Here is a 24,017-nt window from a genome sequence, read left to right as displayed (position 1 = left end):
GTATTGGATTCAAACCTTATCGATAAGGTAATTTAATGAAAATACAAAATTAAATAATGAACTCGTTTAGCTAAATCTAAACATCGGGGCTTCAGGTAGAGACTCAACTCCACCTGAAGATTTATAAGAGCAACTCCGCCTTATAGAAGGTGGAGTCTTAGAATAAGATACTATTATTTGTACTTAACTTTTCTGTACTTTAATAAATCAAACCACTTATTTGCAAAATCAGTCTTTTCTAATTCTCTGTAATCCTGTCTGAATTTTAAGATGTCACTGTCTGATAAAATATTTATTCCTGCACCAAGAGAATTTATAAGAGGAATTTCATCATAACTATATTGCTCAATATCTAACATGTCATAAAATTTTGCATTCCTTACCTTGATAATTTTACCCAAATGAAGATCTAAAATATTAAAATCTTCTGGAAAAGAATATGTTTCTCCCTTTACAGGAAGACTGTCACCTAAATTATATACTCCTGTACTAGTTGACACAGGCTTTATTATACCTTCTTTAATTACAAAATAGTACTGGTCAAAGGACTTAACACTAACCTCTGTGCCATCTTTTATAAATATGCTTATGTTGTGCTTTTCCTTAGTTTTAACTCCTGAAATTATTCCGCCGCCCCAAACATCATATCCATCAACAATGACAAACCTTCCTGTATTTTGATTTGATGAAAAACTGTCAAAAGCAACTTTTTCTTTTAGTTTTAGAGTAATCTCAGCTACATCATTTGTATTAACCTCTTCTACATTTTCCATAGTTTTAAGGGTAGTTGCATCAATTACCTTATTTATTGAATATATTTCACCCTCAACCTCTTGGGTGACAAGCTTTACCTTGTACTTTTTATTCTTTACAAGTGGCTTTTTGCCCATCCAGAAAACATTAACTTCAAGCAGATTAGAAACCAACGGCGCCTCTTCCTTATGTGAAATAACCTCTCCCCTTTTATTAAAAAACTCATCTTCTACAGTAATACCTATAGACTCACCAGCTGTAACCTCTTTTAAAGGCTCTTTAACGCTCCATCCTTCTATAGACTTTACTTTAGTGGATTTATGTCCTGGAGATATAAGTATTTCATCCCCTACTTTAAGTTTTCCAGATTCAATTCTTCCTGCAATTATCCTTCTATTATCAAACTTATATACATCCTGTATAGGAAATCTTAGTGGCTTATCTTTAATAACATTTCCTTTTTCAAAAAGGTCTAGCGCTTCAAGAACTGGCTCTCCAGCATTCCATGGCATTTTTTCAGACGTTTTTGTAATATTTTCTCCATTAAATGCAGATACAGGTATATACTTTAATGGGAATACATTTAAATTGTTCAAGAATTCATCCATTTCCTCTTGTATCTGATTAAACTTATTTTCTGAATAGTCAATAAGATCCATCTTATTGACTATTACATATACATTTTTTATTCCAAGAAGCGAAAGAATATATCCATGTCTTTTTGACTGTTCCTGTATACCTTCATTTGCATCTATAATAAGCAGTGCAGCCTCTGCACTTGCAGCCCCTGAAATCATATTTTTTAAAAATTCCTTGTGCCCTGGAGCATCAATTATAATATAATCTCTTTTTTGGGTATGAAATTGAAGCTGTGTTGTATCTATAGTTATACCTTGTTTTTGCTCTTCTTCAAATGCATCTAAAAGATATGCATATTCAAAGGGCTTTCCCGTTTCTTTTGAAATTCTCTTTACTTTTTCTACAGCACCTTCTGGAAGAGATTTTGTATCATATAAAAGTCTTCCTATCACTGTAGATTTTCCATGGTCAACATGACCTACAACAACTATCTTTAATACCTCTTTATTAGTATCCATTTTATCCCCTCCATTTTTACATATATCCGTCTTTTCTTAGTTTCTGCATAGCATAGGAGTCCTCCTGATCTTGAGCTCTTCCTGCTCTTTCACTTACTTTTGTATTTTTCAACTCCTGGACAATTTCTTCTACTGTTGAGGCGTTTGATTCTATCTGTCCTGTACATGGAGCACAGCCAAGGCTTCTATATCTTTTACCATTTCTCGAAAGATATAAGCCAACTAGAGGAATTTTCTCCCTTGCAATATAAGACCAAATATCAATCTCATCCCAGTGAAGAATTGGATGTATTCTTATATGATTTCCTTTGGGAAAATCTGTTTTAAACTGATCCCATAATTCAGGTGGCTGGTTTGTATAATTCCATTCAGAATCCTTGTTTCTTTCACTAAAAACCCTTTCTTTAGAACGAGAACCTTCTTCGTCCCTTCTTATTCCTAAAATTAAACCTTCAAATTTGTATTTTGACACTACCTCTGAAAGTGGATCTGTTTTAAGTGCTTTACAGCAAACAAGTCTCCCTTTATCTGGTCCCATTCCTTCACTTAATGCCTTTTTATTTTGGTGTACTATAAGATCTAAATTGTACTCTTTAGCTATTTTATCTCTGTACTCAATCATTTCAGGTATTTTGTAAGAAGTATCTACATGTATAAAAGGAAAAGGACAATGCCCAAAAAATGCCTTTTTTACAAGCCAGAACATTACAGTTGAATCTTTCCCAACAGACCAGAGCATACCCAGTTTTCCAAACTTTTTATATGCTTCTCTTAAAATAAAAATACTTTGTGCTTCTAAACGATCTAAATGATCCATAATATGACCTCCTTCTTAATATATCCACCCTCTAATATGCATTAGCTTTACTTTTATCAATTTTTATACTTTTTTCTTCTCCTTTTGGATTTTTAATAACCCAGTGTGTTAGGTTGCCCTCTTCTTCTGTATAAAGAGTACTGCCACTTCCTCCAATATCAGCACCCAAGAAATATTTTATTGCCTTAAATCGGCACTCTTTCACACATGAAGTACATCCCCAGCAGTCTTTAGGGTACTTAATCATGGTTTTGCCCTGGCTATCAGAATAGAGAAGATTTCCTGGACAAACTTTCCTACACAATCCACATGCAGTACACTTTTCTCTTTCAATTATAATGCTCATAAATATCATCCCTTTTTACTAAATCTCTCAATTTAACTTTTATCTCTCCATCTTCATAACAGGAGTTGATAAATCTTAGAAAATTGTCATTATCTTTTTCTGGGTAATCTTTATTTTCCTGAAAAGATCTCCATCTTGTTTCTTTTCTCTCTTCTAAATGCCTTATAAGTATTTTGCATACAAACAACCTGTCTATCACTTCAAAAATAAGCATAAGTTCATGCATATCTTTTGCTTTTAAACTTTTTGAAAGTTCTAAAAGTTCATCTATTCTTAACTTTGCAATTTGGAGTTTTTTTAGGTTATAAGAATATCCGTCATAAATACCTCCAGCGTACTGATCCATTGCCTTTTGCATAGCCTCTTCAATCTCTTCTATACTGTAAATACCTGACTCTTTACCTAAATAGCTTACTACATCTTTTAGCTTATTTTCTGCCACATTACTATCTACTACTTCTTGTTTCACTTCTTTTATATATTCTAGTGCTGAAAATGCAGCTATTTCACCTTCTGCAAAACATCCTGTTACATATTTTTGAGGACTTCCCCCTGCTACATCTCCTGCCGCATATAGACCTTCAATGGTTGTAGCTCTCTTTGTATCCACCCAATATCCACTTCCAGTATGCCCTCCTGTTATATAGGGTTCTGTTCCTTCAATTTCAACATCTTTAGAAGAAGGCAAATTGTTTGTTTCAATCCATTTAAGGGTCTGTGCAGGAGCCATGTTAAGATATGCCTTTAAAAGTTCTTCCTCTTCCTCCTTTGAAATTCCTAAGGTCTTTAAAAAACACGGTCCCTTTCCTCTTCTACTCTCCTCAACTGTTGAAAAAAGTCTCATTGAAGTTTTATTTGACCCATATTTTTTTTCATACTCTTCACCATCACTGTTTACCTGAGGAGCTTTTACTCCTTGAGCAATTGTACCTGTTGGTGCTATGGTATCCTTACACCTTAGGGCAATAAACCTCATTTCAAAGGTTGTCATTTCTGCACCTGCTCTAATTCCCATTCCATACCCTGCTCCCGTGTTAAAGGGACAGTACCACATTTTATGCCTTGAAAACCCTGGATTATTAGGTTTGTAAAGACCTGCTGCTCCACCTGTAGTACATATAACTGCCTTTGCAAAAATTACATAAAATATTCTATCTGTATTTGAAAATCCATATGCTCCTATAATCCTGTTATCCTTTTTTATATAATCTATTATGTTTACACGGTTTAAAACTTTGATATCAGGATTTTTTTCCACAGCCTCTGCTAAAATAGGTTTTATATTCTCTCCATTTATTTTTATATTTCTTGTACCTCTAGAAACATACTCTCCCTTTTCATCTTTTTGTATTACAAGCCCTAAGCTTTCTATTTTTCGTGTCACACTATTAAATCTTTTAGAAATTGAGTAAACAAGATCTTCTCTTATTAGGCCTTCTGAATCATTTTTCACATACTCAAGATAGCTTTTGGGAGTCTGCCCCTTTACTATATAAGCATTTAATGCATTTACTCCTGCTGCTAGGCACCCGCTTCTTTTTATATTTGCTTTTTCTGCAATTATTACTTTAGAATTAGAATTTTCTCCAATTGTAATTGCTGCAAAGCATCCAGAAGTTCCACCTCCAATAACTAAAATATCTGTTTTTAGTGTTTTAGTCTGTAATTCCAAGCACCTCACCACCTTTCTCATAAGTTGTTTAACCCCTGATTAAAATCTTCTTTTATATCCTCTATATCCTCAATACCTACACTGATTCTCAATAAATCCTCATAGACACCCATCATTTCCTGCTCTTCATTGGTATTTGTCACATATATTGTTGATGCTGGATGTATTACAAGAGTTCTCACATCACCTATATTTGCAAGGTTAGATACAAATTTTAAAGAATTTATCAGTTTAAATGCATTTTCCCTAGTTCCAACTCTTATTGTAAGTATTGCTCCAAATTTCCCATCAAACTGTTCATTTGCCTTTTTAAAATACCTGCTGTTTTTTAAACCTGGATAATTAACATCAATCACTTTTGGTTTTTTTTCAAGGTACACTGCAAGCTTTTGGGCATTTTTACAAAGTCTTTCCATTCTTATCCCTAGAGTTTCAAGACCTATGCTGTTAAGGTAAGCATTAAAAGGAGATAGACATGCTCCAAAATCTTTAAATAACCCTTTTTTAAGCTTTGCAAGATATGTGAAAACTCCAAACTTTTTATATTCCTTTAAAGTGTTATACTTTTCAAAGTCCCACTTAAAGCTTCCACCGTCAACAATTATGCCACCAATAGTGTTCCCACTTCCATTGATATATTTTGATGTAGAATGGACAACAATGTCTGCCCCAAGTTTTAAAGGTCTAACAAGATAGGGTGTGGTCACTGTATTATCAACTATAAGAGGTATCCCCTTGCTATTAGCAAGTTTTGACAATTCTCTTATATCAGGCACATCAAGTTTTGGATTTCCTATAGTCTCAATAAAAATTAATCTTGTCTTTTCATTAATAGCTTTTTCAAAGCTTTCTACCTGACTGTCTTCAACATATCTTGTTAATATCCCATAGTCATTTAGGCTTTTAAAAAGTGAATGAGTACCACCAAATACACCACTGCCTGACACTATTTCCTCTCCACTTTTTAAGATATTTAAAAGTGCTAAAGTAATAGCTGCCATACCTGATGAACAGGCAACTGCTCCAACCCCTCCCTCTAAAAAAGCAATTCTTTTTTCAAAGGAATCTACTGTAGGATTGCTTATCCTAGAATAAATAAATCCTGGCTCACTTCCTTTAAAAATATTTTCCAGCTTCTCTGGGCTCTTTTGTTCAAATGAAGTAGATTGGTATATTGGAGTTACCGTTGCTCCAGTTTTTTCATCACATTTAAAATTGCCATGTAAAAGTGCCGTATTAAACTTCATTATAAGTCACCTTTCTTTACTAGTATTGTAAAGGTTCCATCATTGTTGTTCTCAACTCCTATAACTTTATGACCTTCCTCTTTTAAGCTTCTTGGCACATTTCCAACCGGCTCTCCTTCATTCATTTTTATCTTTAGTATTTGACCGTTTTCAATCCCTTCTATAGCTGCCTTTGTCTTTACAAAAGTCATAGGACACACTACATCAGTTATATCTATATAAATATTCCATTTAACATCACTCATTTTAAAACCTCCTTTAGCTCCTTCTCTAAAACTTCCCATCCCACTCTGTTTAATGTGTGACCAAATCTTTCGCTTCTATTTCCATACTTTTTATAAAATTCAAGGGTTACTTCAGCTACTTTGTGTAAATCTTCTGTAGAAAAAATTATAGGTAAAATCTGTTTTCCTATTTGAACAGTATTTCCAAATAAACCTCCAAAGTATAGAATAAATCCTACTTCACCTTCCCAAGCATCAGTTGGACATCCTTTGACACATTTTCCACAGTACACACAATCATTTTCATTAAATTCTAATCTCTTTTCTTCTTTGTTAACTTTAATTGCTTTTGTAGGACATACGGCTTCACATAGACCACAATATATACACTTTTCACTAACCCAACTAGGCTTTAATCCGCCTTTAATACCAAGATCATTTTCCTGTGCTTTAAGGCAGTTGTTTTTACATCCTGTAATACCAAATTTAAACTTGTGGGGAAGCTCTCTTGCATAGTACATACTGTCAAGCTCTTTTGCCATACCAGCTGCATCTATAAGACCACTTGGACAAATGTTACATCCCTGACATGCAGTTACTGTTCTTACTCTAGGTCCACAAGCACCTGGTTGCAATCCTGCAAGTGAAAGTTCTTTCTTTACCTTATCTACATCTTCAAGTTTAATAAAAGGTATTTCAAGACTCTGTCTTGCTGTCATATGAATATATCCTTCACCGTATTTTAGAGCTATTTCGTATACCTTTTTTAGTCCTTTAGCATCAAGATTACCTCCTGCAACTCTTAGTCTTAATGAAAACCTGTCTTTTTGAACCTGCTTCATAAAGCCACCTTTTTTAAGCTCTTTATAATCAGCCTGGGTCATTATTCTCCCTCCTTAATTTCTTCTTCAATTACCTTTCCACCTGAAATTCGAAAGCTTTTTAAAACTGGCTTTTCCCTGTCCATTAAGGACAAAATCATATAACTCATGCTTTTATCATATGCAAGCCTTTTATCCTCTTCAGATGGTCTTGAAGGAGTTTGAGGGTGACTGTGGAAATTCCCAATTAGTACAAAATTGTTTTTTCTCATATCTCTTATTGCATCAAACTGCTCTTTTGGATCCATTGAAAAATGCTCTAGACTTTCATCTATGTTGGTTAGTAGATATACTTTTTGTATGATTTTTTTATTCTCCTTAATAGTTCCTGCTACAAGTCCACAGGCTTCATTTGGAAGCTCTAATAATGAGTATTCTAAAATCTTTTTAAAATCTTTTTTATTTAAGACAATCATTTTATCACCCCTTAACTTCTAATACTTTATAAAAATCTTCACTATCTTTTTTATATTAACTTCAAACTCTTTTTTAGATCTCAACCAATTGACTCTCTTCTATTTTTTTAATATTAGCATTGGTTGCATGCTATTTAATTGAATTAAAATATGGAAAAAACATTGTTGAGCAAGTTTAATTTAATTCACACTGGGGCTGATCATAATCAATAAGTTCTGTTATAGTAGGCTTTTCACCACATACCTGGCAGTTTTTGTTGTAAGAAAGCTTCACCTTTCTAAAATCCATTTTAAGTGCATCATAAGTCAGTAGATGACCATTTAATAAATCACCTGTACCTAGAATATATTTAACTGCTTCTGTTGCCTGTATTGTACCTATTATTCCTCCCATAACCCCAAGGACTCCAGCCTGTTTACATGTTGGAACTGCATCAGGTGGGGGAGGACTTTTAAAAATACATCTGTAACAAGACCCTTTACCTGGAACATATGTTAGCGTCTGACCTTGAAATCTTATTATTCCTGCATGTGAAAAGGGCTTTTTTAAAAGTACACTTGCATCGTTTATTAAAAACTTTGCAGGAAAGTTATCTGTTCCATCTATTATAAAGTCATAATCCCTGTCTTTTATAATGTCAGTTATGTTAGATGAACTTACCCATTCCTTATAGATAACTGTATTAATATCTGGATTCATCTCATTAATAGTCTCTTTTGCTGATTGTACCTTGTGCTTTCCTATATCTTTTGTTAAATGTATTATCTGCCTCTGAAGATTTGACAATTCAACCACATCAAAATCTACTAAACCTATAGTTCCCACCCCTGCCGCTGCAAGAAACATAGCTGCTGGTGCTCCTAAACCTCCTGTACCAACTATAAGTATTTTTGATTGGAGAAGCCTCTTTTGCCCCTTAACTCCAACTTCTTTTAAAATTATATGTCTCGAATATCTTTCAAGCTGCTCGTTTGTAAAATTCATATACTTCCTCCTCCCATAAAGTATAAAAATTCAACCACATCTCCATCTTTTAAAAATGCTGTTTCAAACTGTTCTTTTGGTATAATGTCATCATTAATCTGAACTGTTACATACTCTGGCATTTCAACTTTTTGTATATCCAAAAGTTCCTTAACATTTACATTTTCCTTTAGTTGAACCTCTTTTCCATTAGCTTTAATTTTCATAATAATCACACCTCTCAAATTTTATAAATTATAATTTTAAACTAGCATTTATTAAGCCCCCATTTTTCACTTATACCTGTCTCTATTCTTTTAAACACCAAGGCTTCAATTGAAAGTCCCATGGCTATTATCACAAACATAACAGCTACAATTTGAACAATATCTTGTTGGTCTCTTCCTTCAAGTAGCACTTTACCAAGACCTCTTGTGGCAAGGAGCATCTCTCCTGACATTAGTGCCCTCCACGCAAACAACCATCCTTGTTTCATTCCTGATATAATTGATGGGAGACTAGCTGGAATAATTACATTTAAGTAGGACTTTACCCCTTTAGCTCCTAAACTTTTTGCAGATCTTATATAAATAGGATTTATATTGTTAATGCCTGATATAGTTCCTAATGATATTGCAAAAATAGAGCCAATAGCAATTATAAAAATAATCGCCCTTTGATTTTCTCCAAACCACAATACTCCGAAGGGAAGCCAACATACATTAGGCAGTGTTTGAAGCCCTAAGAGTAATCCACTTAAATTTTCATTTAGAAATTTAAAATGAGTTACTGTAAAACCAATTAGAACTCCTAAAACAATTGATATAGCGTATCCTATAAAAACAGTGCCAAGGCTTTCAATTATATAAGTCCACAGCCCGAAAGAAGTAAATAAAACAGTTAATCTATTTATTACATTTAAAGGAGATGGAAAGTAATTTACATTCCAAAAATTAAAAAGTTGTGTTCCCAATCTATAAACCAATTCCCATAGTGTTATCAACACCAGATAAAACAGTATCTTTTTCAATACTCCAACCACTGTCAAATTCATTTTTCGCAACTTTTTCCACCTCATCTTTAAGCTCATTTTTTATTTCACCTGTATAGTAATTAATGTCTGAATTTTCTGCAAATCTGGGTCTTGAAAGCTGTATAGTGTATTCCTTTTTTATCTTTCCTGGGGATGCAGTCATTACAACCACTCTATCTCCTAACATCACAGCTTCTTCTACCGTATGAGTTACAAAAATAACTGTTTTTTTAGTTTTCCACCATATTTGCTGTAATTCAAGCTGTAGGATGTTTCTTGTCTGGCTGTCTAAAGCTGAAAAAGGCTCATCCATTAATAGTATTTCTGAATCTAGCGACAGCGCTCTTGCTATTGCAACTCTCTGTCTCATACCACCTGACAATTCATGCATATATGAATTTTGAAATTTTGTAAGGTGAACTAACCTAAGATACTCTAAAGCTTTTTCCCTTCTCTCGCCCTTAGGAACTCCAGCCATTTTCATTCCAAATTCCACATTATCAATAACCTTAAGCCAGGGAAAAAGTGCTCCGTCTTGAAAAACTACCGCTTTATCAGGACCTGGATTTGTAACTTGACTGCCATTTATACTCACCTGACCTGATGTTGCTCCTTCAAGGCCTGCAATAATATTTAAAAGAGTAGATTTGCCACAACCAGAAGGACCTACAATGCAAATAAACTCACCCTTTTTAATACTAAGATTTATTTTATTAAGAGAAGAATTTGTTTTATTTTTCGAATTATAAATTTTGCTTATATCCTTTACTACTAAATCCATGTCCTCACCTCATTTATTATTCATATCGGTTTACTAGGTTTTAATTTATTTTTTAGCCCTGTTATAGTGTTAAAGCACTATAACAGGGTTTATTTTTTATTTCCTAGTAAGTCAATATGTTTTATTGGTTATTATTATTTTAATACGCAAAGTAATAAATGTCAATAGTTATTTTAAATATTATATATATTTATGAATTTTAATGGTTTAATATATTTAGTTAATTATTTTCGCAAGATTGTAAAATACTAAAAAAACCTTTTGATTAAATGTTAGTACACAATAATCAAAAGGTTTTTTCTTGTGACCTCTGACTTTATTGAGAAGCCACCTTTATTATTCTGGTGAGCCATGAAGGAATCGAACCTTCGACAGCTTGATTAAAAGTCAAGTGCTCTACCGACTGAGCTAATGGCCCTTATGGCTGGGATGCAAGGATTCGAACCTTGGAATGCCAGAGTCAAAGTCTGGTGCCTTACCCCTTGGCTACATCCCAACAATTAATGTCGTGAATACTGGAATCCGAACTTACGGCTTCAAGAGTCACACTTTAAACAACTAAACTATACCTATCAAAACAATATTTTAAAACATATACATCTAAATGTCAAGCATATTTTTTTATTTTTTTCAATGTTTTTTTATCTTTTATAAAACACTGTGATATAAGCATTTAAACCCTCATGGCAAGTATTGGTTTCAAAGTTTATCGATATATTTTTTAACAATATTCTTCAATTAAATCAAATCTTGTGTTTTTAAAATATAAAGTTTTTATCTTTTTTAGATAATATGTTTTACGATTCCAAATAATCATTAATTATTTTTTTGAATTCATTATTTAACGTTAATATTAGGCCCTTTTTTTTTGAAACTATTGCTACAACGGTTCTGGCTTTTGCATATTCAAAACTAGTTTTTTTGTCACAAACAATATGTTCAAAAACCAGCTTTGGAACTATAGGTTTTAGTAATGTTGTTTTTACAACTATGTCTACATTCTGTTCTATCGGTCTTAAATATTTACATTCCGCTTCTATTACTGGAAAAAGAATAGAAGCCCAATCATTATTATCATCATTATTATTACCATTATCATTATTATTACCATTATCATTATTATTACCATTATCATTATTATTTATACCTATCATGCTAGCTATTTGAAATCGTGAAATTTCAAACCAAATAAAATATTTAGAAGAGTGGACTATTTTCATAGAATTACAATCTGAAAAACTTGTTTTTATATCAATATTAAACCACTTAGGCACATCACTCACTCCTTTAATCTTTAAAAATAAATTTGTTGACTTATTCTTAGTCAATAATTTATTACTTTAATATTACCTATAGCTATATACAAAATCAACAACATTAAGTTGTGTGAATTGTATTTTTTCATAAAACAAATTTGTGCATATAGTAGCTATTACATCTTTTTCAATGAATTCTGTATGAAAAAAGAATTTATTGCACAGATGTACATCATTTGAATTAGAAAAATTAATTTTTGAATCACAATTTTCTCTACCATTTAATTTAAAATAACTTTCTTTTCGCGTCCATATTTTATGGTATTCTGTGACATAATCTATAGAAAAAAATATATACGACATGTCATCCTCTGTAAAGAAGCCTTTAGGTATAATTTTTCTTGAATAATTAACTCTTTGAACATCACATCCTATTTTATTATTAGAGATTGCACCCATTATGTAGTTGTCTGAGTGACTTACGCTTATATTAAAATTATTATTATTTATACTTGGCTTGCCATTATCACTCTGTTTTTTATCTATAAAAACTTCATTCATATTTATATTAAGTGTTTTAGCAACAATATACTTTAATAATTGTTCTGCAACTATTATTGATTGAGCTTTCTTTTTGTTAATTGCTAAATTATATCTTTCTTTTGCTTTATCACTGGAATTTGGTAGCAAATATTCATCAAAAAGATTTTTGCACCTATGAATATCCTCTAGTGTTGTAAAAACAACCCAAACCATGTTTGCCTCCTATAGAATAATTTATCTATCACATTTATTGTTTTTCAAGTAATCAATTATTTGTCTAACTCCGACTACTTCTGCTCTATATTCCCTATCATAATAGTATTTTTCTATTTTTGATTTTAATAACTGAATATTTGTTTTGTATATATCATTTGTGAGAATTTTGTATAAACTATCTTTAAAAATATCAAAACTCAATTCACTTCGTTTAATGACTTTTCCACAATTAAATTTGTTTATAAGATTTTCTAAATTATATTGTTGTTCACTGAACATAGGAATTCCTATAAATGGCGTTCCACCTAAAATAGTAGAATATACAGTACCTTGTCCTCCGTGTATAATACAAACATCAGCTAGGCTAGCCATTTTGATTGGAGGATATTTCTTTTCAAAAGTAAAATTTGAGGGATAATCATTAGGGTTTATATTTTTTAAAATAGATGTTGTGGCAACAAAAACATTATATGGTAACTCTTTTAAAAACTCAAGTATTTCAAAAAATACACTACTGTTTCCCGAAGATCCCATTGAAATAAAAATAGTTTTATTTCTTTGAGCTTTATAATTTTTTATTGAATTTGGAAACGGTATTTCTTCAAAATTAAATATAGGCCCACAAAATTTATAATTATCTTTGTTTTTTTTGAATTTTGGAAAAAGTTCTTTAGCATCAGACATTAAATTGAAATCTCCCTCAAATAGTTGCATATCATACTTAAATGGTTTTAGTCTATGTTTTTTAAGACACTTATTCCATATTCCTGAGGTGCTATTATTAGATAAAGCTAATTTTGAGTAATAAAACGAACTGATTTTTGACGATGCATCTTTTAACATTTTAATTGGATATCTATCAGGCATAGAAGCCATTCCTTCAATATAGTACATTGGTGATACTACAGCAGATAAAATCCACACTAATGGTATTGACACTATCTTTGCTGAAATACTTAGAGTCGTCCTATACCCTGTAATGATAACCTCTGGTTTATATTGTCTTATAATCTCACATTCTTCTTCAACTATTTTTTCCAGTTCATGTAACCCAGTGTAATCATTCCTATATTTATCTATGTCCATCAACTTTGATATTCTTTCATCATTAAACCACCATCTGTCACTTTCAGGAACAGCTATTTCAAAGGGTTCGTCAATATATAAATAATCATACTGTCCCCTACCTAACATAATAACATTAAACCCTTTTTTATGAAATTCCTTAGCAAAGCTAGCCATTCTATGTGTTTCAGCCCAATTATATACTGCAGGTGCAAGCATTACTGTTCTTTTATTCTTATTAATTTTAATCACCCCTTTTTATTGAAATAACACTGCTATTCTAATTATATATAACACTAATTTTCATCTTCTGGTAATGTGATTATTTCCCAGTTTTTTCTCGACAATCCAGCCATAGTAGAATTACATTCTGCAACCTTTTCTCCTGTTTTTTTATTTATGATTTCTTGTTGAAATAAGTATCGAGCATATATAGAAGGTTGACTCATATATGTTTTTACTTGTATTTCATCTTTAAAGCCTACTGATTTTAGAAATTTACATTTTATACTCAAGTTACAATACACAACATCACTATTATTTTTCATATCAGACACTTCATATGTATTCTTTTCAAAATAATCAAAACGTCCCTCTTCAAACCATGTAAAATAATTCGAATGATGTGCAATTCCATATGGATCAGTTTCTGCCAACCTTATTCTAATATCAATTGTACTGTGTTTCATTTTTTGAATTTTCAATATGACCCTCCTAACTTACCCAAGTTACATATTATACTAAATTTTCTTCATGTAATACCTTTACAACCTCTTCATACATTACCATAAGGAACATAGCACTAATTCCACTTTGAACTATTTCTTTTTCATTCAAACAATAACTAAGTTCTCCTAATTTCTTAACTTCTTTATTATTATATTTTTTCAAAAATTTTTCATAGTTTTTTCTCCAGTCACCAGTATATTTCGCAAGATAAGAAGACTTATGCCATTGGTGAAATGCTGTTATTTTAGGATTATGAAGGATTCTGCCTCCCTGCTTGTCATAACGATATGCAAGTTCTGTATCTTCTAGCCCCCACCCACTAAACTCTTCATCAAAGCAACCAAATTTATTAATAGTATCACGTTTCATACACATGGTATGAGACCAAGCTAACAGCCATTTAGTTTTTAAATCTTGCATATTACATTTATAATAATTGAGAACTTTTTCACGTATATCAACGCTATAATGTTGATGTTTTATTTCTTCTAATTTTGCAGTATTACAAGATGCTTTAAGGTTATTTCTAAAGCCAATTTGTAGAATATGCGATATATCTGAATTTTCTTCAAAAAAACCTATTACCTGTTGTACAAAATCTTTTGGAACTATCATGTCACAGTCTAAAAACACTATATATCTGCCTTTACTTAGAGAAAAACCTTTATTTCTGACTCTAGAAGGTGACCCTGAAGTCGAATCTCTATGCATGTATTCATAAGAAATGTTAAGCTCTTTTTTATATTTTTCAAGCTCTTTATCCCTTACAATATCTGAACCATCATCTACTATAATTATTTCCAAATCCTCTTTTTTTGTTTGATTAAGAAAAGAATTCAGACAGTTTATAAGTAAATCATACCTCTGATAATATGGAATAATAATGGAACACTCAATCATATCCTCACCCCTAAATTTTCTATATTTCTACTAGTATATAGCTATAAATTTTCAACTATTAGCTAAATAAGTCGCGAATCACTAAATATCTTAATCATATATCTATGATAATAAAATCTTTTTTATTTAATCTCCTTATTTACCAACTATAATGGTTGTATATGCTCCGCCAAAAGAAACAGCACTTACAGCTGCATTTTTTATTTCCTTTTTTCTAGCCTTTTCTTGATTTATTTTTCCTGCGATTTTATCCAAGGGAGACTGAATCTTATTTGGTGTGGAAGGAATTTTTCCCGTTTCCATAGCATAAATATTACTTAGTAATTCATAACCACCACTTGAACCTGATGTAAACCCTAGCAAAGACTGTACTGAAGAAATTGCAGTTTCTTTAGTAAAGAGATTATTTATTAAATTTGCTTCTGCTATATCTATTCCTTTTACACCAGATGCAGAGGAAGCATAATGGTCTACTTTATCAAGTCTACTTTCTTCCAAAGCTAATGAAACACTTTTCTGCCATTCTATTCCTTGTTTTGAAACATAACATAGTGGTGAATTGTCTGATGTACTTGCATAACCTAAAATCTTAGCATATATTTTTGCATTCCTTTTTTTTGCATGTTCCTCAGTTTCAATTATAAATGCCGTAGAACCAGGAGATAAAATCATACCCTTTGATTTTTTGCTAAAAGGCATTACACCATTGTCTGAAAGCAACCCGATTTTATCGTAACCTCTTATCAATACCTCATTACATTCATCTGCACCAATTATAACCAAAGCCTCTGCCTGTCTGCTGCGTAGCAACTCACATCCATAAACAAGAGCATTTAATGTTGATGTACCTCCAGAAGAAATCGTTGAGGTAGGACCTTTAATCATATGTGCAATACAGAAATTACCTGGTGCTGCGTTCATAACACTATTAGGGAACAAAAACGGATTCACTGCTTCAATCCCTTTTAATACCAACGAACGATTAATAGCTTCAATAGTTTCTAAAGGTCCAGTTCCTGTTGCATATATAACACCAATAGATCCATTGTTCTGGTTGGTAACTTTTAACTTTGAATCATCCAATGCTTGCTTTCCCGAAGCCATTGCCAACTTAGTTACAGAATCTGCTCGCCTTAAAATATTATTTGGAATAAACCTCTTCCAATCTACTTTTGGCATTTCACCTGCCCATTTACACCTTAAATTAGCGTTGTCAAATCCAGCTATTTCTTTAATACAACATTCACTCTTTTCAAACGTAGACCAAAGTTCAGAAATATTTGTTCCTCCAACACCTGTACAACCTATGCCCGTAATCACAATAGGTTTTTTTTCAATATCTTTTTCTTTAAAATCATGTCGTACTTTAGAAAAAATCACCGAGCAATTATTGCCTCCAAATGCAAAAGAATTTGATAAAACAGTATTACATTCCTTTTCTTTTGCATGATTAGGAACAAAATCTACATCCACTTGTTTTGCTTTACTAAAATTAGCAGTGGGAGGAATTTTTTGGTTTTCTATTGCCAGTACCGAAGCTACAGCTTCTATAGCTCCAGCTGCCCCCAAACAATGCCCTATTCCTCCTTTTGTACTACTAATTGGTATCTCAGTATATTTTTCTTTAAAAACTGATTTAAACGCTTTTGTTTCTGCATTATCGTTAGATGTTGTGCCAGTTCCATGACCATTTACATATGATATTTCTTCCTTTTGGGAACAACTGTTTTTTATTGAGCCTAACATTGAACGAACAGCCCCACCTCCACCTAAATCAGGGGCTGTCTGATGGTATGCATCAGCACTTAAAGCATATCCCATTACCTCTGCAATTATCTTTGCATTTCTTTTTAATGCATGTTCAAAACTTTCTAAAAGAAAAAATGCAGCTCCCTCACCTAAATTAATACCTTTGCTTTCGCTATATGGCTTACATGGATCAGAATCTAATGCTTTCAATGATTTAAATCCCGCAAAAGAAAAACGCGAAAGCGGGTCTACTCCACCAGCTAACATTACATCAAACTTTCCGCTCTTTATCATATCTGCACCATACCCTATAGCGTTACCTCCAGCAGCACATGCTGTAGATATTATACACTTAACACCATTGAATTCAAATTCTTTCGCAATAATATCTGCAATAGCATGTAAAGGATATTGCCTTAGTAATTCTTTATCAGCCTTTTCAATTCCCTGCTCTAGCCATTGCACATGGAATTTATCTCCACTTAGCATACCACCTAATGAAGTTCCAACTGCAACTCCTTGTCTATATCTTTCTACCTGGAATTCTTTTATACTAGATTGTTCGATACACTCTTCTGCTGCCATTAGAGCTAACTGTGATGCTTTATCATACGGCAAGTTGTTTTCTTTAAAAAACTTATGAATCTCTTCTTCATTCAGGCTAACTACACCAGCACTTCCACAAGCATCGCCATTTATATATTGAAATTTTTGTTTTACAATACCAGAATTGCCTTTAAAAAGATTTTCGCAAAACTCCCTCTTGTTTTTGCCAATTGAACTTACTACACCAATTCCTGTAATCACGACTCTCTTATGCATTACTAATTATCCCCCTTCACAATTCCAACATTTAGAATCATTTAGATTATTTACTCCATTTTAAGTGTCGAACTAATTGGCTTCACATAGGGAGCGGTTAAGGTTTTGATTTCATATAAGTGGTCTTTTATCTTTAAAGTTAATTTTATTCCCGACTGTGCATATATACTTTTGACTAGAATAACGCCTATAGTCTTGCCTATTTGAGAATTATAAATACAATGTAACACCTCTCCAATGATTTCATCTTCTACAAAAACCTTTGTTTCTCTTTTAATATTTTTTATTTCACTACACTCAAAACCAATAACTAATCTTTCTTTTGGCTTTTCAAACATTTCTCTAAGCTTCTCATATCCTGTAAAGTTTTCTTTATCATATTGGATAAGCCACTGCTGGGCTAATTCAAAAATATTTCCCTTATTCTTTGTCTCATAACGCAAATTCGGCTGTCTGATTTCTAGCATACATAATTCAAGTGCATTAATTCCACAAAGCTTGCATTTAACATTCTCACGGGATTTTAATAGTTCATTTATCAAGTCTCCTGCCTTCCCTAAATCAGTTAATATGGCATACCCATATTCCCCAGATAACCCCATGCGAGCGACACAAACATCCGAGCTATCCCATTTTTCTTCTGTAAATCCTCTAAGTGGTATTGTTTCTATTTCAATTCCCATAATCTCCTTGAGAATTTTAAATGACTTTGGACCCTCAACAGATATTATTTCCTTACTTCCCGTCAAATTAGAAATTTCTACACAATCATCAGCATTAACTTTCAACCACTCATAAACCTTATCTGCACAATCCCACGGTGCTAAAACCAGATAATAATCGTCAAAACGAAGAATAAATACCCACCCAACAATGTTAGCATAATTGTCCAGAAAATAGCACTCGCTTATTCTGTTTATATTTAGATATTCAATATCTTTTGTGGCTAGTTGGTCTAAAAATTTCGTTGCTCCCTCACCTTTAATTTTATAAATTCCATATGTACAACAATCTATTACACCAACTTCATTTCTTATAAAATTATATTCCTCTTCTACATTTGTAAATTTAGATACTGCTTCTCGATTTCCTATCGTTGTTATTTCAGTGCCTTCTGGGTAATACTTTAACAATGTACTCTTTACCATAATTAAAACCTCCTAAAATTAATCAAAATTTTTTATTTAGCTGTGTGTATAAAAATTTTTTATACGCATTTTTACAACTTTTATAATAATTGTTTTCTTGTATAAATATAGTATTTGACAAAGCTATGTCTAGACTTATTTTATATTTCTTTCCTCTTTCTATTAAAATTTAAAATAAATAATGCTATAAATATAATGGTAAGTATCATGGCATATAGAAAAGAAATATAAAAGCTCACCTCTCTACCTGCTATTACATACTGTACTCCATATAATCTCCTGTATTCACTAACGATTTCTAATGGAGCTCCGTCAAATACTTTATTAATTGCATTCTCCATTAGAACCTTTCTAAATAAAGATGCTACATGACCAAAAGGTAATAATTTGATTACAGTTTGAACCGCTTCGGGCAAAGTTCCTACGGGAACATAAACCCCTGTAAGAAAACCTATTAATGTACCAACAATAACACTAGCAGATGAAAAAGCACCATTTGTTGAAAAACAAGAAACCATAAATGTCATTATTGTCGCTGCCATTAAAACTGAAAAAAGAATAAGTCCCAATACTTTTGTATATTGCAATGCAGTAAAAACATGTCCTGTATATAAATATATAAATGCACTAAAAGCCCCCAATGCAACTAAGTTCATTAATATACCTACAATACATGAACTTACTATAATAGAAAAAGGATATATGGCAAAATTTATTGGTGCACTTTTAAAATCTTTTATAATTTTTTTTTCCTTATCCTGTACCATAACATTAAGTGCACTAAGTGTAGATGTGACTGAGATAATTGATAGTAGACCCGCTAATATCCAGCTATTTATCATCCAAGAAATATCCCTTTCTTTAATTCCATCTCCTACTACCGCTAGCACACTATCAACTTGAATTCTTGCTAAAAACATAACATAAAGAGCAATAACAATAATGACTGATAACAATGAAAAAAATACAGATGTCTTATCTCTAAAATATACAAGTAAATTTCTGTTAATCATGCTGTAATTCATCTTTAGTTCCTCCTTCATTAAGGATTATTTCCATAAAAGCATCATCCATTGTACCTTTAATTACTTCAAAGCTTGTAATGGTATCTTTTAAATTATTTAAAATAGATAATGTTTCTTTAGCTTCATTTACTTGTGCAATGACAACATCATTTTTTCTTTTATATTTTAGTTTGCAATTTTTCAAGTAATTATCGACTTCAATATTATTTGAGTAAACTTTCAGATAGTCTTTAGCATATTTATTTTTTAAATATGTAGGCGTTCCTTTCTCTATAATATTTCCTTTACATATAACTGAAACATAATCAGCATTAGCAGCTTCCTCCATATAGTGAGTCGTTAAGAATACTGTTGTCCCAAATTCTTTTTGCATTTTAGAAATTATGTTCCAAATTGAAAATCTAGTTTTAGGATCTAATCCCGTTGTAGGTTCATCTAAAAATAAAATTCTAGGACTATTAATAAGTGCTCGCAAAATATCGACTCTTCTTTTTTGTCCACCAGAAAGCTTGCCATAAGGTCTGTCCAATATTTCTGTTGCTTCTGTAATTTTTGATAAGTATTCTATTTTAAATCTTAAATCTTTTTTATGTATTGAATAAAAATCTCCTCTAAAAATTAAATTTTCTCGAACTGTAAGTAAATTGTCTAAAACACTATTTTGGTAAACAACTCCGATTTTTTTTCGTATATTTTTTTCATTTTTCCCCATTGTATATCCATCGATAATAATTTCACCTTTGTCACACTTTATTAGAGTACATAATATATCAATTGTCGTAGATTTTCCTGCACCATTAGGCCCAAGAAAGGCAAACAAATCTCCTTCATTAACAGACAAATCAATTCCATTTACTGCGGTAATGTTACCATAAGTTTTGCTAAGTCCACGAACTTTTATAATTTCAGTCATTTTGCACTCCCATTATTCTTTATTCTTTCTAATTCTTATTGATTCTGAGAAACTGAAATGTTACCTTCAACCACACATTCTTTATTAACATAGGCCGCTACCTTTATTGATGACATAAGACCAACTGAAATATTTTTAATAACATGTAATTCTAAAGTATCTCCTGGAACCACAAGCTTTTTGAATTTTATATTTTTTATGTCTACAAGGTAACCAACCTTCGATGCTAGTTCAGACAAATCTATAACATTTTCTAGTTCACTATCTGAGTTAATATCTTGCGGCAAATACTCCGAACAATACATTACCGCCGTTAACTGGGCTAATGATTCTACTATCAAAACACCTGGAACTATCGGTCTTGTAGGAAAGTGTCCTGTAAAATAGGGTTCATTAATTGTAATATTTTTTATTCCAACTGCTTTTTTGCCTGGTTCTAACTCAATAACCTTATCCAAAAGCAAAAATGGTGCTTTATGCGGAAGTATTTTTTGTAATAAATTTGCATCAATTATCATTTTCTTCTTCCTCATTTTCATTAATATTTGAAATTAAATAATCTACTATTGTATTTACTGAGAAAAATATCCCAGTTTCCTCCTCTTTAAGCGCAACTTCAAATTCATCAAAAATCCCAACAGTTAACTCCAATGCGTCTATAGAATCTAACTCTAAACCTCTTCCAAATAGTGGCTGGTCATTCGTAATAAACTCTGGATCAATATCTAAGCATAATTGTCTAACAATCATTGTTTTTACTCTATTGGAATATTCTCTACGTTCCTCTGCTGATTTGAGAACCTCATTTTTCTTTATACACATATTTAATCCTCCTATTATTAAAATATTTTTTTAGAAACTCACTTCGTTTTGATTTTCATATTAAAATCTATATACTTTTTATATGGTCAAACAGTCATGCCACCATCTACAGTAAGAACTTTAGATGTTATATAAGAGGCTTTATCTGATGCTAAGAAAGATACAGCATTTGCAACCTCTTCTGACTCTCCAAATCGTTCCATGGGAATATTATCTATATATTTCTCTAATAGTACAGTCTTATTAGCTGTTGTCATATTCGTTTTAACAAAGCCAGGTGCTACAACATTAACTCTTATATTATATTTTGCATATTCCTTAGCAACTGCTTTGCTAAAAGATATAATAGCACCTTTAGATGCTGAATAATTAGTTTGACCTTCTTGACCGACAAGTCCACTCGTCGAAGCTATATTAACTATGCTTCCTTTCTTTTGTGAACACATTAACCTTAAGGCTGCCTGCGTACAATGAAAACATCCACCCATATTAACATTCATAACCTGATTAAAAGATTTGCCGCTCATCATCATTAAATAACCATCTTTTATAATTCCAGCATTGTTAACCAGAATATCTAATCTTTTAAAATTTTTTTTTATTCTTTTAAACATTTCCATTACTTCATTTTCGTCTGATACGTCCGCCTTAATAATAGTAGATTTCCCACCATTATTCTTTATTAATTCTTCAGTTATTTCTGCTTCTTTTAGGCTTTTATTATAGTTGACAATTACGTGTGCACCATTTTGTGCTAAATCAATGGCTATAGCTCTCCCAATTCCTTGTGATGCCCCTGTAACTAAAGACACAACATCACTACTGAATAAATTATTAATAGTAATCCCTCACCTTCTTATAGTTCTATTCTTTCATTTATTCATAATAAAACTACTAATTTAAAACATATTATGTTGTCCTTATTTTTATGCAGTTTGCCCTTCTTTTTTACCTTCTCTACGCTCAGACATCATAACTACAAACTTTTTAAAATGTTTAGCATCATCTAGTGCATATACCTTTGTTGTATTAGATATACTTCTCATCATTCCTGTCAAGGTTTTTCCAGATCCAACCTCTACAAAAACGCTATCTTTATTATGTAAAATACGATTCATTGAATGTTTCCATAATACTGGATATGTGCATTGATTAACTAGCTCTCTGCGCATAGCTTCTTTATCAGTTTCATAATCACCAGTAGAATTCAAAACTATATTACACTTTGGTGTTTTTATCTGTAGTTTGTCTACCAATTCAGCAAATGGTTTAATCATATCTTTCATTAATGGCGTGTGAAAAGCTTGACTAACAGAAAGCTGCGTTACCCTCAAAGCCCCTAATTTCTTTAACTCTTCACATGCTTTAACCACATATAATTCATCCCCACCTATAACTATTTGGGAATTTGTATTGTATAAGGCTATTGATACTTGTCCATATTCATCCGATATTTTTTCGCACACCTCTCTAATTTTACAATCATCCACACCTAAAACAGCATACATAGTGCCTTTACGCTTAATTTCTGACATCATCTTGCTTCTTAGTAATACTATTTCAAGTGCATTTTCAAAACTAATAATCCGACTTGCAACCATTGCCGCATACTGCCCTAAACTATGACCAGCTACTATATTAGGATATATTTCACGATTTTCTAGAAGTCTTAAATATGCTATACTCATTGTCAAAACAGCTACTTGTGTATTTTGTGTTAATTGCAATTCATGGTCAGTAGCTGTTTTGCAAAGTATTTCAATATCTTTTCCATATATATCTGATGCTACTTCAAACACTTCTTTAACTTCTTTAAGGTTATTTGATAATGTTCTAATCATCCCATGATATTGTGAACCTTGTCCTGGAAAAAGATAATTTACTAACATAATCTCACCCCCTAATCATACTAAATTTTAATACTATATTTTAACTTAATATCTCTTTTATTTCAACAACTCCCCCAAGCAAATAATAACAATTTTTCTAACGTATTGCCTTAACAAACAAATACATTAAAAATCTAATGCTTGCATTTTTTCATTCTAGTTGTAATGCAGTAACAATATACATTAAAATTAATAGTAAAGTTTTCTTTACTAAAGATTATATTCTACCTCTAGAAATTTGTAAATAAACGTTTGTAATGTCTTTTTAGAAAAAACAAATGACAAAATGAAATTTGTAATGTGCAATTGTAATATTTTTAATTATTTTAAGGAGTCAATTCTAGATTATCATAAACAAAGGCTGGACACAGTAACCGCGAGATTTCTAGAAGGACAGGCATTACAACTCATACCATAAAAAAATACCTTGACGAAAACTTTGATCCTGTTCATGCTTCCTACGAAAAAAAAGAAGCAATGGTATACTTGTTCCTTATATTGAAAAATAGATGCCTTCCTTGAAAAAGGAATAATGGGTTCAGTAATAGAAAAAGAAATACAAAAGGATGGCTATGAAGGCTCTTCTTCTAACATAAGACATTATATAACTGACTGAAAAAAAATAAAAAAACATGATTATAAAACTGGTGGTAAAACTGAAATAATTGAGAGAAAGAACGTCTTGAAATTTTTATATCATTCAATAGAT

At 31.8% G+C, this 24,017-nt stretch carries 25 protein-coding genes and 2 tRNA genes; all 27 read right to left on the bottom strand.

Going from position 1 to position 24,017, the window contains the following annotated elements; translation table 11 throughout:
• Positions 1-173: 173 nt before the first annotated feature.
• Positions 174-1,850, bottom strand: a complete 1,677-nt coding sequence (locus RBH29_RS03270) for a GTP-binding protein (protein ID WP_306695120.1) — start codon at positions 1,848-1,850, stop codon at positions 174-176.
• A gap of 16 nt (positions 1,851-1,866) precedes the next feature.
• Positions 1,867-2,667, bottom strand: a complete 801-nt coding sequence (gene cysD, locus RBH29_RS03265; RefSeq protein ID WP_306695119.1) for a sulfate adenylyltransferase subunit CysD — start codon at positions 2,665-2,667, stop codon at positions 1,867-1,869.
• A 31-nt stretch (positions 2,668-2,698) separates the two neighbouring features.
• Positions 2,699-3,013 (bottom strand): 4Fe-4S dicluster domain-containing protein, encoded by a 315-nt coding sequence (locus RBH29_RS03260; RefSeq protein ID WP_306695117.1) that lies wholly within the window; start codon positions 3,011-3,013, stop codon positions 2,699-2,701.
• Positions 2,997-4,706 carry an adenylyl-sulfate reductase subunit alpha gene (locus tag RBH29_RS03255; protein ID WP_306695115.1) on the bottom strand — a complete coding sequence of 570 codons (1,710 nt, stop codon included), beginning with the start codon at positions 4,704-4,706 and terminating at the stop codon, positions 2,997-2,999. The genes RBH29_RS03260 and RBH29_RS03255 overlap by 17 nt, the downstream gene beginning before the upstream one ends.
• Positions 4,703-5,932 (bottom strand): O-acetylhomoserine aminocarboxypropyltransferase/cysteine synthase family protein, encoded by a 1,230-nt coding sequence (locus RBH29_RS03250; protein WP_306695114.1) that lies wholly within the window; start codon positions 5,930-5,932, stop codon positions 4,703-4,705. Before RBH29_RS03250 ends, RBH29_RS03255 begins: the two co-directional genes overlap by 4 nt.
• Complete coding sequence (locus RBH29_RS03245) at positions 5,932-6,177, bottom strand: sulfurtransferase TusA family protein (protein ID WP_306695112.1); 246 nt, start codon at positions 6,175-6,177, stop codon at positions 5,932-5,934. Before RBH29_RS03245 ends, RBH29_RS03250 begins: the two co-directional genes overlap by 1 nt.
• Positions 6,174-7,040 carry a 4Fe-4S binding protein gene (locus RBH29_RS03240; protein ID WP_306695111.1) on the bottom strand — a complete coding sequence of 289 codons (867 nt, stop codon included), beginning with the start codon at positions 7,038-7,040 and terminating at the stop codon, positions 6,174-6,176. Before RBH29_RS03240 ends, RBH29_RS03245 begins: the two co-directional genes overlap by 4 nt.
• Positions 7,040-7,453, bottom strand: coding sequence for a M67 family metallopeptidase (locus RBH29_RS03235; RefSeq protein WP_306695110.1), 414 nt, complete (start codon positions 7,451-7,453; stop codon positions 7,040-7,042). The genes RBH29_RS03240 and RBH29_RS03235 overlap by 1 nt, the downstream gene beginning before the upstream one ends.
• Positions 7,454-7,628: 175 nt before the next feature.
• Entirely contained in the window at positions 7,629-8,438 is an 810-nt protein-coding gene (locus RBH29_RS03230; RefSeq protein ID WP_306695109.1) for a HesA/MoeB/ThiF family protein, read from the bottom strand.
• Positions 8,435-8,644: a sulfur carrier protein ThiS gene (gene thiS, locus RBH29_RS03225; RefSeq protein WP_306695107.1), complete on the bottom strand. Its 210-nt coding sequence runs from the start codon at positions 8,642-8,644 to the stop codon at positions 8,435-8,437. Before thiS ends, RBH29_RS03230 begins: the two co-directional genes overlap by 4 nt.
• Before the next feature lie 41 nt (positions 8,645-8,685).
• The gene (locus tag RBH29_RS03220) at positions 8,686-9,402 is read right to left on the bottom strand and encodes an ABC transporter permease (protein ID WP_306695106.1); all 717 of its coding nucleotides are present in this window, start codon (positions 9,400-9,402) and stop codon (positions 8,686-8,688) included.
• Complete coding sequence (locus tag RBH29_RS03215) at positions 9,392-10,231, bottom strand: ABC transporter ATP-binding protein (RefSeq protein ID WP_306695104.1); 840 nt, start codon at positions 10,229-10,231, stop codon at positions 9,392-9,394. The genes RBH29_RS03220 and RBH29_RS03215 overlap by 11 nt, the downstream gene beginning before the upstream one ends.
• A 342-nt stretch (positions 10,232-10,573) precedes the next feature.
• Positions 10,574-10,649 (bottom strand) — tRNA-Lys (locus RBH29_RS03210).
• 3 nt (positions 10,650-10,652) lie between these two features.
• A tRNA-Gln gene (locus tag RBH29_RS03205) sits at positions 10,653-10,727 on the bottom strand.
• 301 nt (positions 10,728-11,028) lie between these two features.
• Positions 11,029-11,505 (bottom strand): acyl-CoA thioesterase, encoded by a 477-nt coding sequence (locus RBH29_RS03200; RefSeq protein ID WP_306695097.1) that lies wholly within the window; start codon positions 11,503-11,505, stop codon positions 11,029-11,031.
• Between the two features lie 72 nt (positions 11,506-11,577).
• Entirely contained in the window at positions 11,578-12,243 is a 666-nt protein-coding gene (locus RBH29_RS03195; protein ID WP_306695093.1) for a 4'-phosphopantetheinyl transferase family protein, read from the bottom strand.
• Positions 12,244-12,264: 21 nt separating this feature from the next.
• On the bottom strand, positions 12,265-13,563 hold the full coding sequence (locus RBH29_RS03190; protein ID WP_306695089.1) for a glycosyltransferase: 1,299 nt from the start codon (positions 13,561-13,563) through the stop codon (positions 12,265-12,267).
• A gap of 44 nt (positions 13,564-13,607) precedes the next feature.
• Positions 13,608-14,015 carry an acyl-CoA thioesterase gene (locus RBH29_RS03185; RefSeq protein ID WP_306695085.1) on the bottom strand — a complete coding sequence of 136 codons (408 nt, stop codon included), beginning with the start codon at positions 14,013-14,015 and terminating at the stop codon, positions 13,608-13,610.
• A 31-nt stretch (positions 14,016-14,046) separates the two neighbouring features.
• Positions 14,047-14,940 carry a glycosyltransferase family 2 protein gene (locus RBH29_RS03180; RefSeq protein WP_306695083.1) on the bottom strand — a complete coding sequence of 298 codons (894 nt, stop codon included), beginning with the start codon at positions 14,938-14,940 and terminating at the stop codon, positions 14,047-14,049.
• A gap of 135 nt (positions 14,941-15,075) precedes the next feature.
• Entirely contained in the window at positions 15,076-17,511 is a 2,436-nt protein-coding gene (locus RBH29_RS03175; RefSeq protein WP_306695081.1) for a beta-ketoacyl-[acyl-carrier-protein] synthase family protein, read from the bottom strand.
• Between the two features lie 50 nt (positions 17,512-17,561).
• Complete coding sequence (locus RBH29_RS03170) at positions 17,562-18,659, bottom strand: hypothetical protein (protein WP_306695079.1); 1,098 nt, start codon at positions 18,657-18,659, stop codon at positions 17,562-17,564.
• 140 nt (positions 18,660-18,799) lie between these two features.
• The gene (locus RBH29_RS03165; protein ID WP_306695078.1) at positions 18,800-19,684 is read right to left on the bottom strand and encodes an ABC transporter permease; all 885 of its coding nucleotides are present in this window, start codon (positions 19,682-19,684) and stop codon (positions 18,800-18,802) included.
• The gene (locus RBH29_RS03160; RefSeq protein ID WP_306695077.1) at positions 19,665-20,597 is read right to left on the bottom strand and encodes an ABC transporter ATP-binding protein; all 933 of its coding nucleotides are present in this window, start codon (positions 20,595-20,597) and stop codon (positions 19,665-19,667) included. The genes RBH29_RS03165 and RBH29_RS03160 overlap by 20 nt, the downstream gene beginning before the upstream one ends.
• Before the next feature lie 35 nt (positions 20,598-20,632).
• Positions 20,633-21,115 carry a 3-hydroxyacyl-ACP dehydratase FabZ gene (fabZ, locus tag RBH29_RS03155; RefSeq protein WP_306695075.1) on the bottom strand — a complete coding sequence of 161 codons (483 nt, stop codon included), beginning with the start codon at positions 21,113-21,115 and terminating at the stop codon, positions 20,633-20,635.
• Positions 21,105-21,419: a phosphopantetheine-binding protein gene (locus tag RBH29_RS03150; RefSeq protein WP_306695074.1), complete on the bottom strand. Its 315-nt coding sequence runs from the start codon at positions 21,417-21,419 to the stop codon at positions 21,105-21,107. The genes fabZ and RBH29_RS03150 overlap by 11 nt, the downstream gene beginning before the upstream one ends.
• Before the next feature lie 86 nt (positions 21,420-21,505).
• Positions 21,506-22,231: a 3-oxoacyl-ACP reductase FabG gene (gene fabG, locus RBH29_RS03145; protein ID WP_306695073.1), complete on the bottom strand. Its 726-nt coding sequence runs from the start codon at positions 22,229-22,231 to the stop codon at positions 21,506-21,508.
• Between the two features lie 114 nt (positions 22,232-22,345).
• A complete protein-coding gene (locus RBH29_RS03140; protein ID WP_306695072.1) occupies positions 22,346-23,308 on the bottom strand; it encodes an ACP S-malonyltransferase in 963 nt (320 codons plus the stop codon).
• Positions 23,309-24,017: the final 709 nt, after the last annotated feature.

Source organism: Herbivorax alkaliphila, assembly GCF_030848475.1.
Classification (GTDB): Bacteria; Bacillota; Clostridia; order Acetivibrionales; family Acetivibrionaceae; genus Herbivorax.
This window is presented reverse-complemented; position numbering and strand designations above follow the sequence as displayed.

Bases quoted from the DNA above. Each gene is read 5' to 3' on its own strand.
- RBH29_RS03270 (WP_306695120.1), bottom strand. From the start codon at position 1,850: ATGGATACTAATAAAGAGGTATTAAAGATAGTTGTTGTAGGTCATGTT.
- cysD (WP_306695119.1), bottom strand. From the start codon at position 2,667: ATGGATCATTTAGATCGTTTAGAAGCACAAAGTATTTTTATTTTAAGA.
- RBH29_RS03260 (WP_306695117.1), bottom strand. From the start codon at position 3,013: ATGAGCATTATAATTGAAAGAGAAAAGTGTACTGCATGTGGATTGTGT.
- RBH29_RS03255 (WP_306695115.1), bottom strand. From the start codon at position 4,706: ATGAGAAAGGTGGTGAGGTGCTTGGAATTACAGACTAAAACACTAAAA.
- RBH29_RS03250 (WP_306695114.1), bottom strand. From the start codon at position 5,932: ATGAAGTTTAATACGGCACTTTTACATGGCAATTTTAAATGTGATGAA.
- RBH29_RS03245 (WP_306695112.1), bottom strand. From the start codon at position 6,177: ATGAGTGATGTTAAATGGAATATTTATATAGATATAACTGATGTAGTG.
- RBH29_RS03240 (WP_306695111.1), bottom strand. From the start codon at position 7,040: ATGACCCAGGCTGATTATAAAGAGCTTAAAAAAGGTGGCTTTATGAAG.
- RBH29_RS03235 (WP_306695110.1), bottom strand. From the start codon at position 7,453: ATGATTGTCTTAAATAAAAAAGATTTTAAAAAGATTTTAGAATACTCA.
- RBH29_RS03230 (WP_306695109.1), bottom strand. From the start codon at position 8,438: ATGAATTTTACAAACGAGCAGCTTGAAAGATATTCGAGACATATAATT.
- thiS (WP_306695107.1), bottom strand. From the start codon at position 8,644: ATGAAAATTAAAGCTAATGGAAAAGAGGTTCAACTAAAGGAAAATGTA.
- RBH29_RS03215 (WP_306695104.1), bottom strand. From the start codon at position 10,231: ATGGATTTAGTAGTAAAGGATATAAGCAAAATTTATAATTCGAAAAAT.
- RBH29_RS03195 (WP_306695093.1), bottom strand. From the start codon at position 12,243: ATGGTTTGGGTTGTTTTTACAACACTAGAGGATATTCATAGGTGCAAA.
- RBH29_RS03180 (WP_306695083.1), bottom strand. From the start codon at position 14,940: ATGATTGAGTGTTCCATTATTATTCCATATTATCAGAGGTATGATTTA.
- RBH29_RS03175 (WP_306695081.1), bottom strand. From the start codon at position 17,511: ATGCATAAGAGAGTCGTGATTACAGGAATTGGTGTAGTAAGTTCAATT.
- RBH29_RS03170 (WP_306695079.1), bottom strand. From the start codon at position 18,659: ATGGTAAAGAGTACATTGTTAAAGTATTACCCAGAAGGCACTGAAATA.
- RBH29_RS03165 (WP_306695078.1), bottom strand. From the start codon at position 19,684: ATGAATTACAGCATGATTAACAGAAATTTACTTGTATATTTTAGAGAT.
- RBH29_RS03160 (WP_306695077.1), bottom strand. From the start codon at position 20,597: ATGACTGAAATTATAAAAGTTCGTGGACTTAGCAAAACTTATGGTAAC.
- fabZ (WP_306695075.1), bottom strand. From the start codon at position 21,115: ATGATAATTGATGCAAATTTATTACAAAAAATACTTCCGCATAAAGCA.
- RBH29_RS03150 (WP_306695074.1), bottom strand. From the start codon at position 21,419: ATGTGTATAAAGAAAAATGAGGTTCTCAAATCAGCAGAGGAACGTAGA.
- RBH29_RS03140 (WP_306695072.1), bottom strand. From the start codon at position 23,308: ATGTTAGTAAATTATCTTTTTCCAGGACAAGGTTCACAATATCATGGG.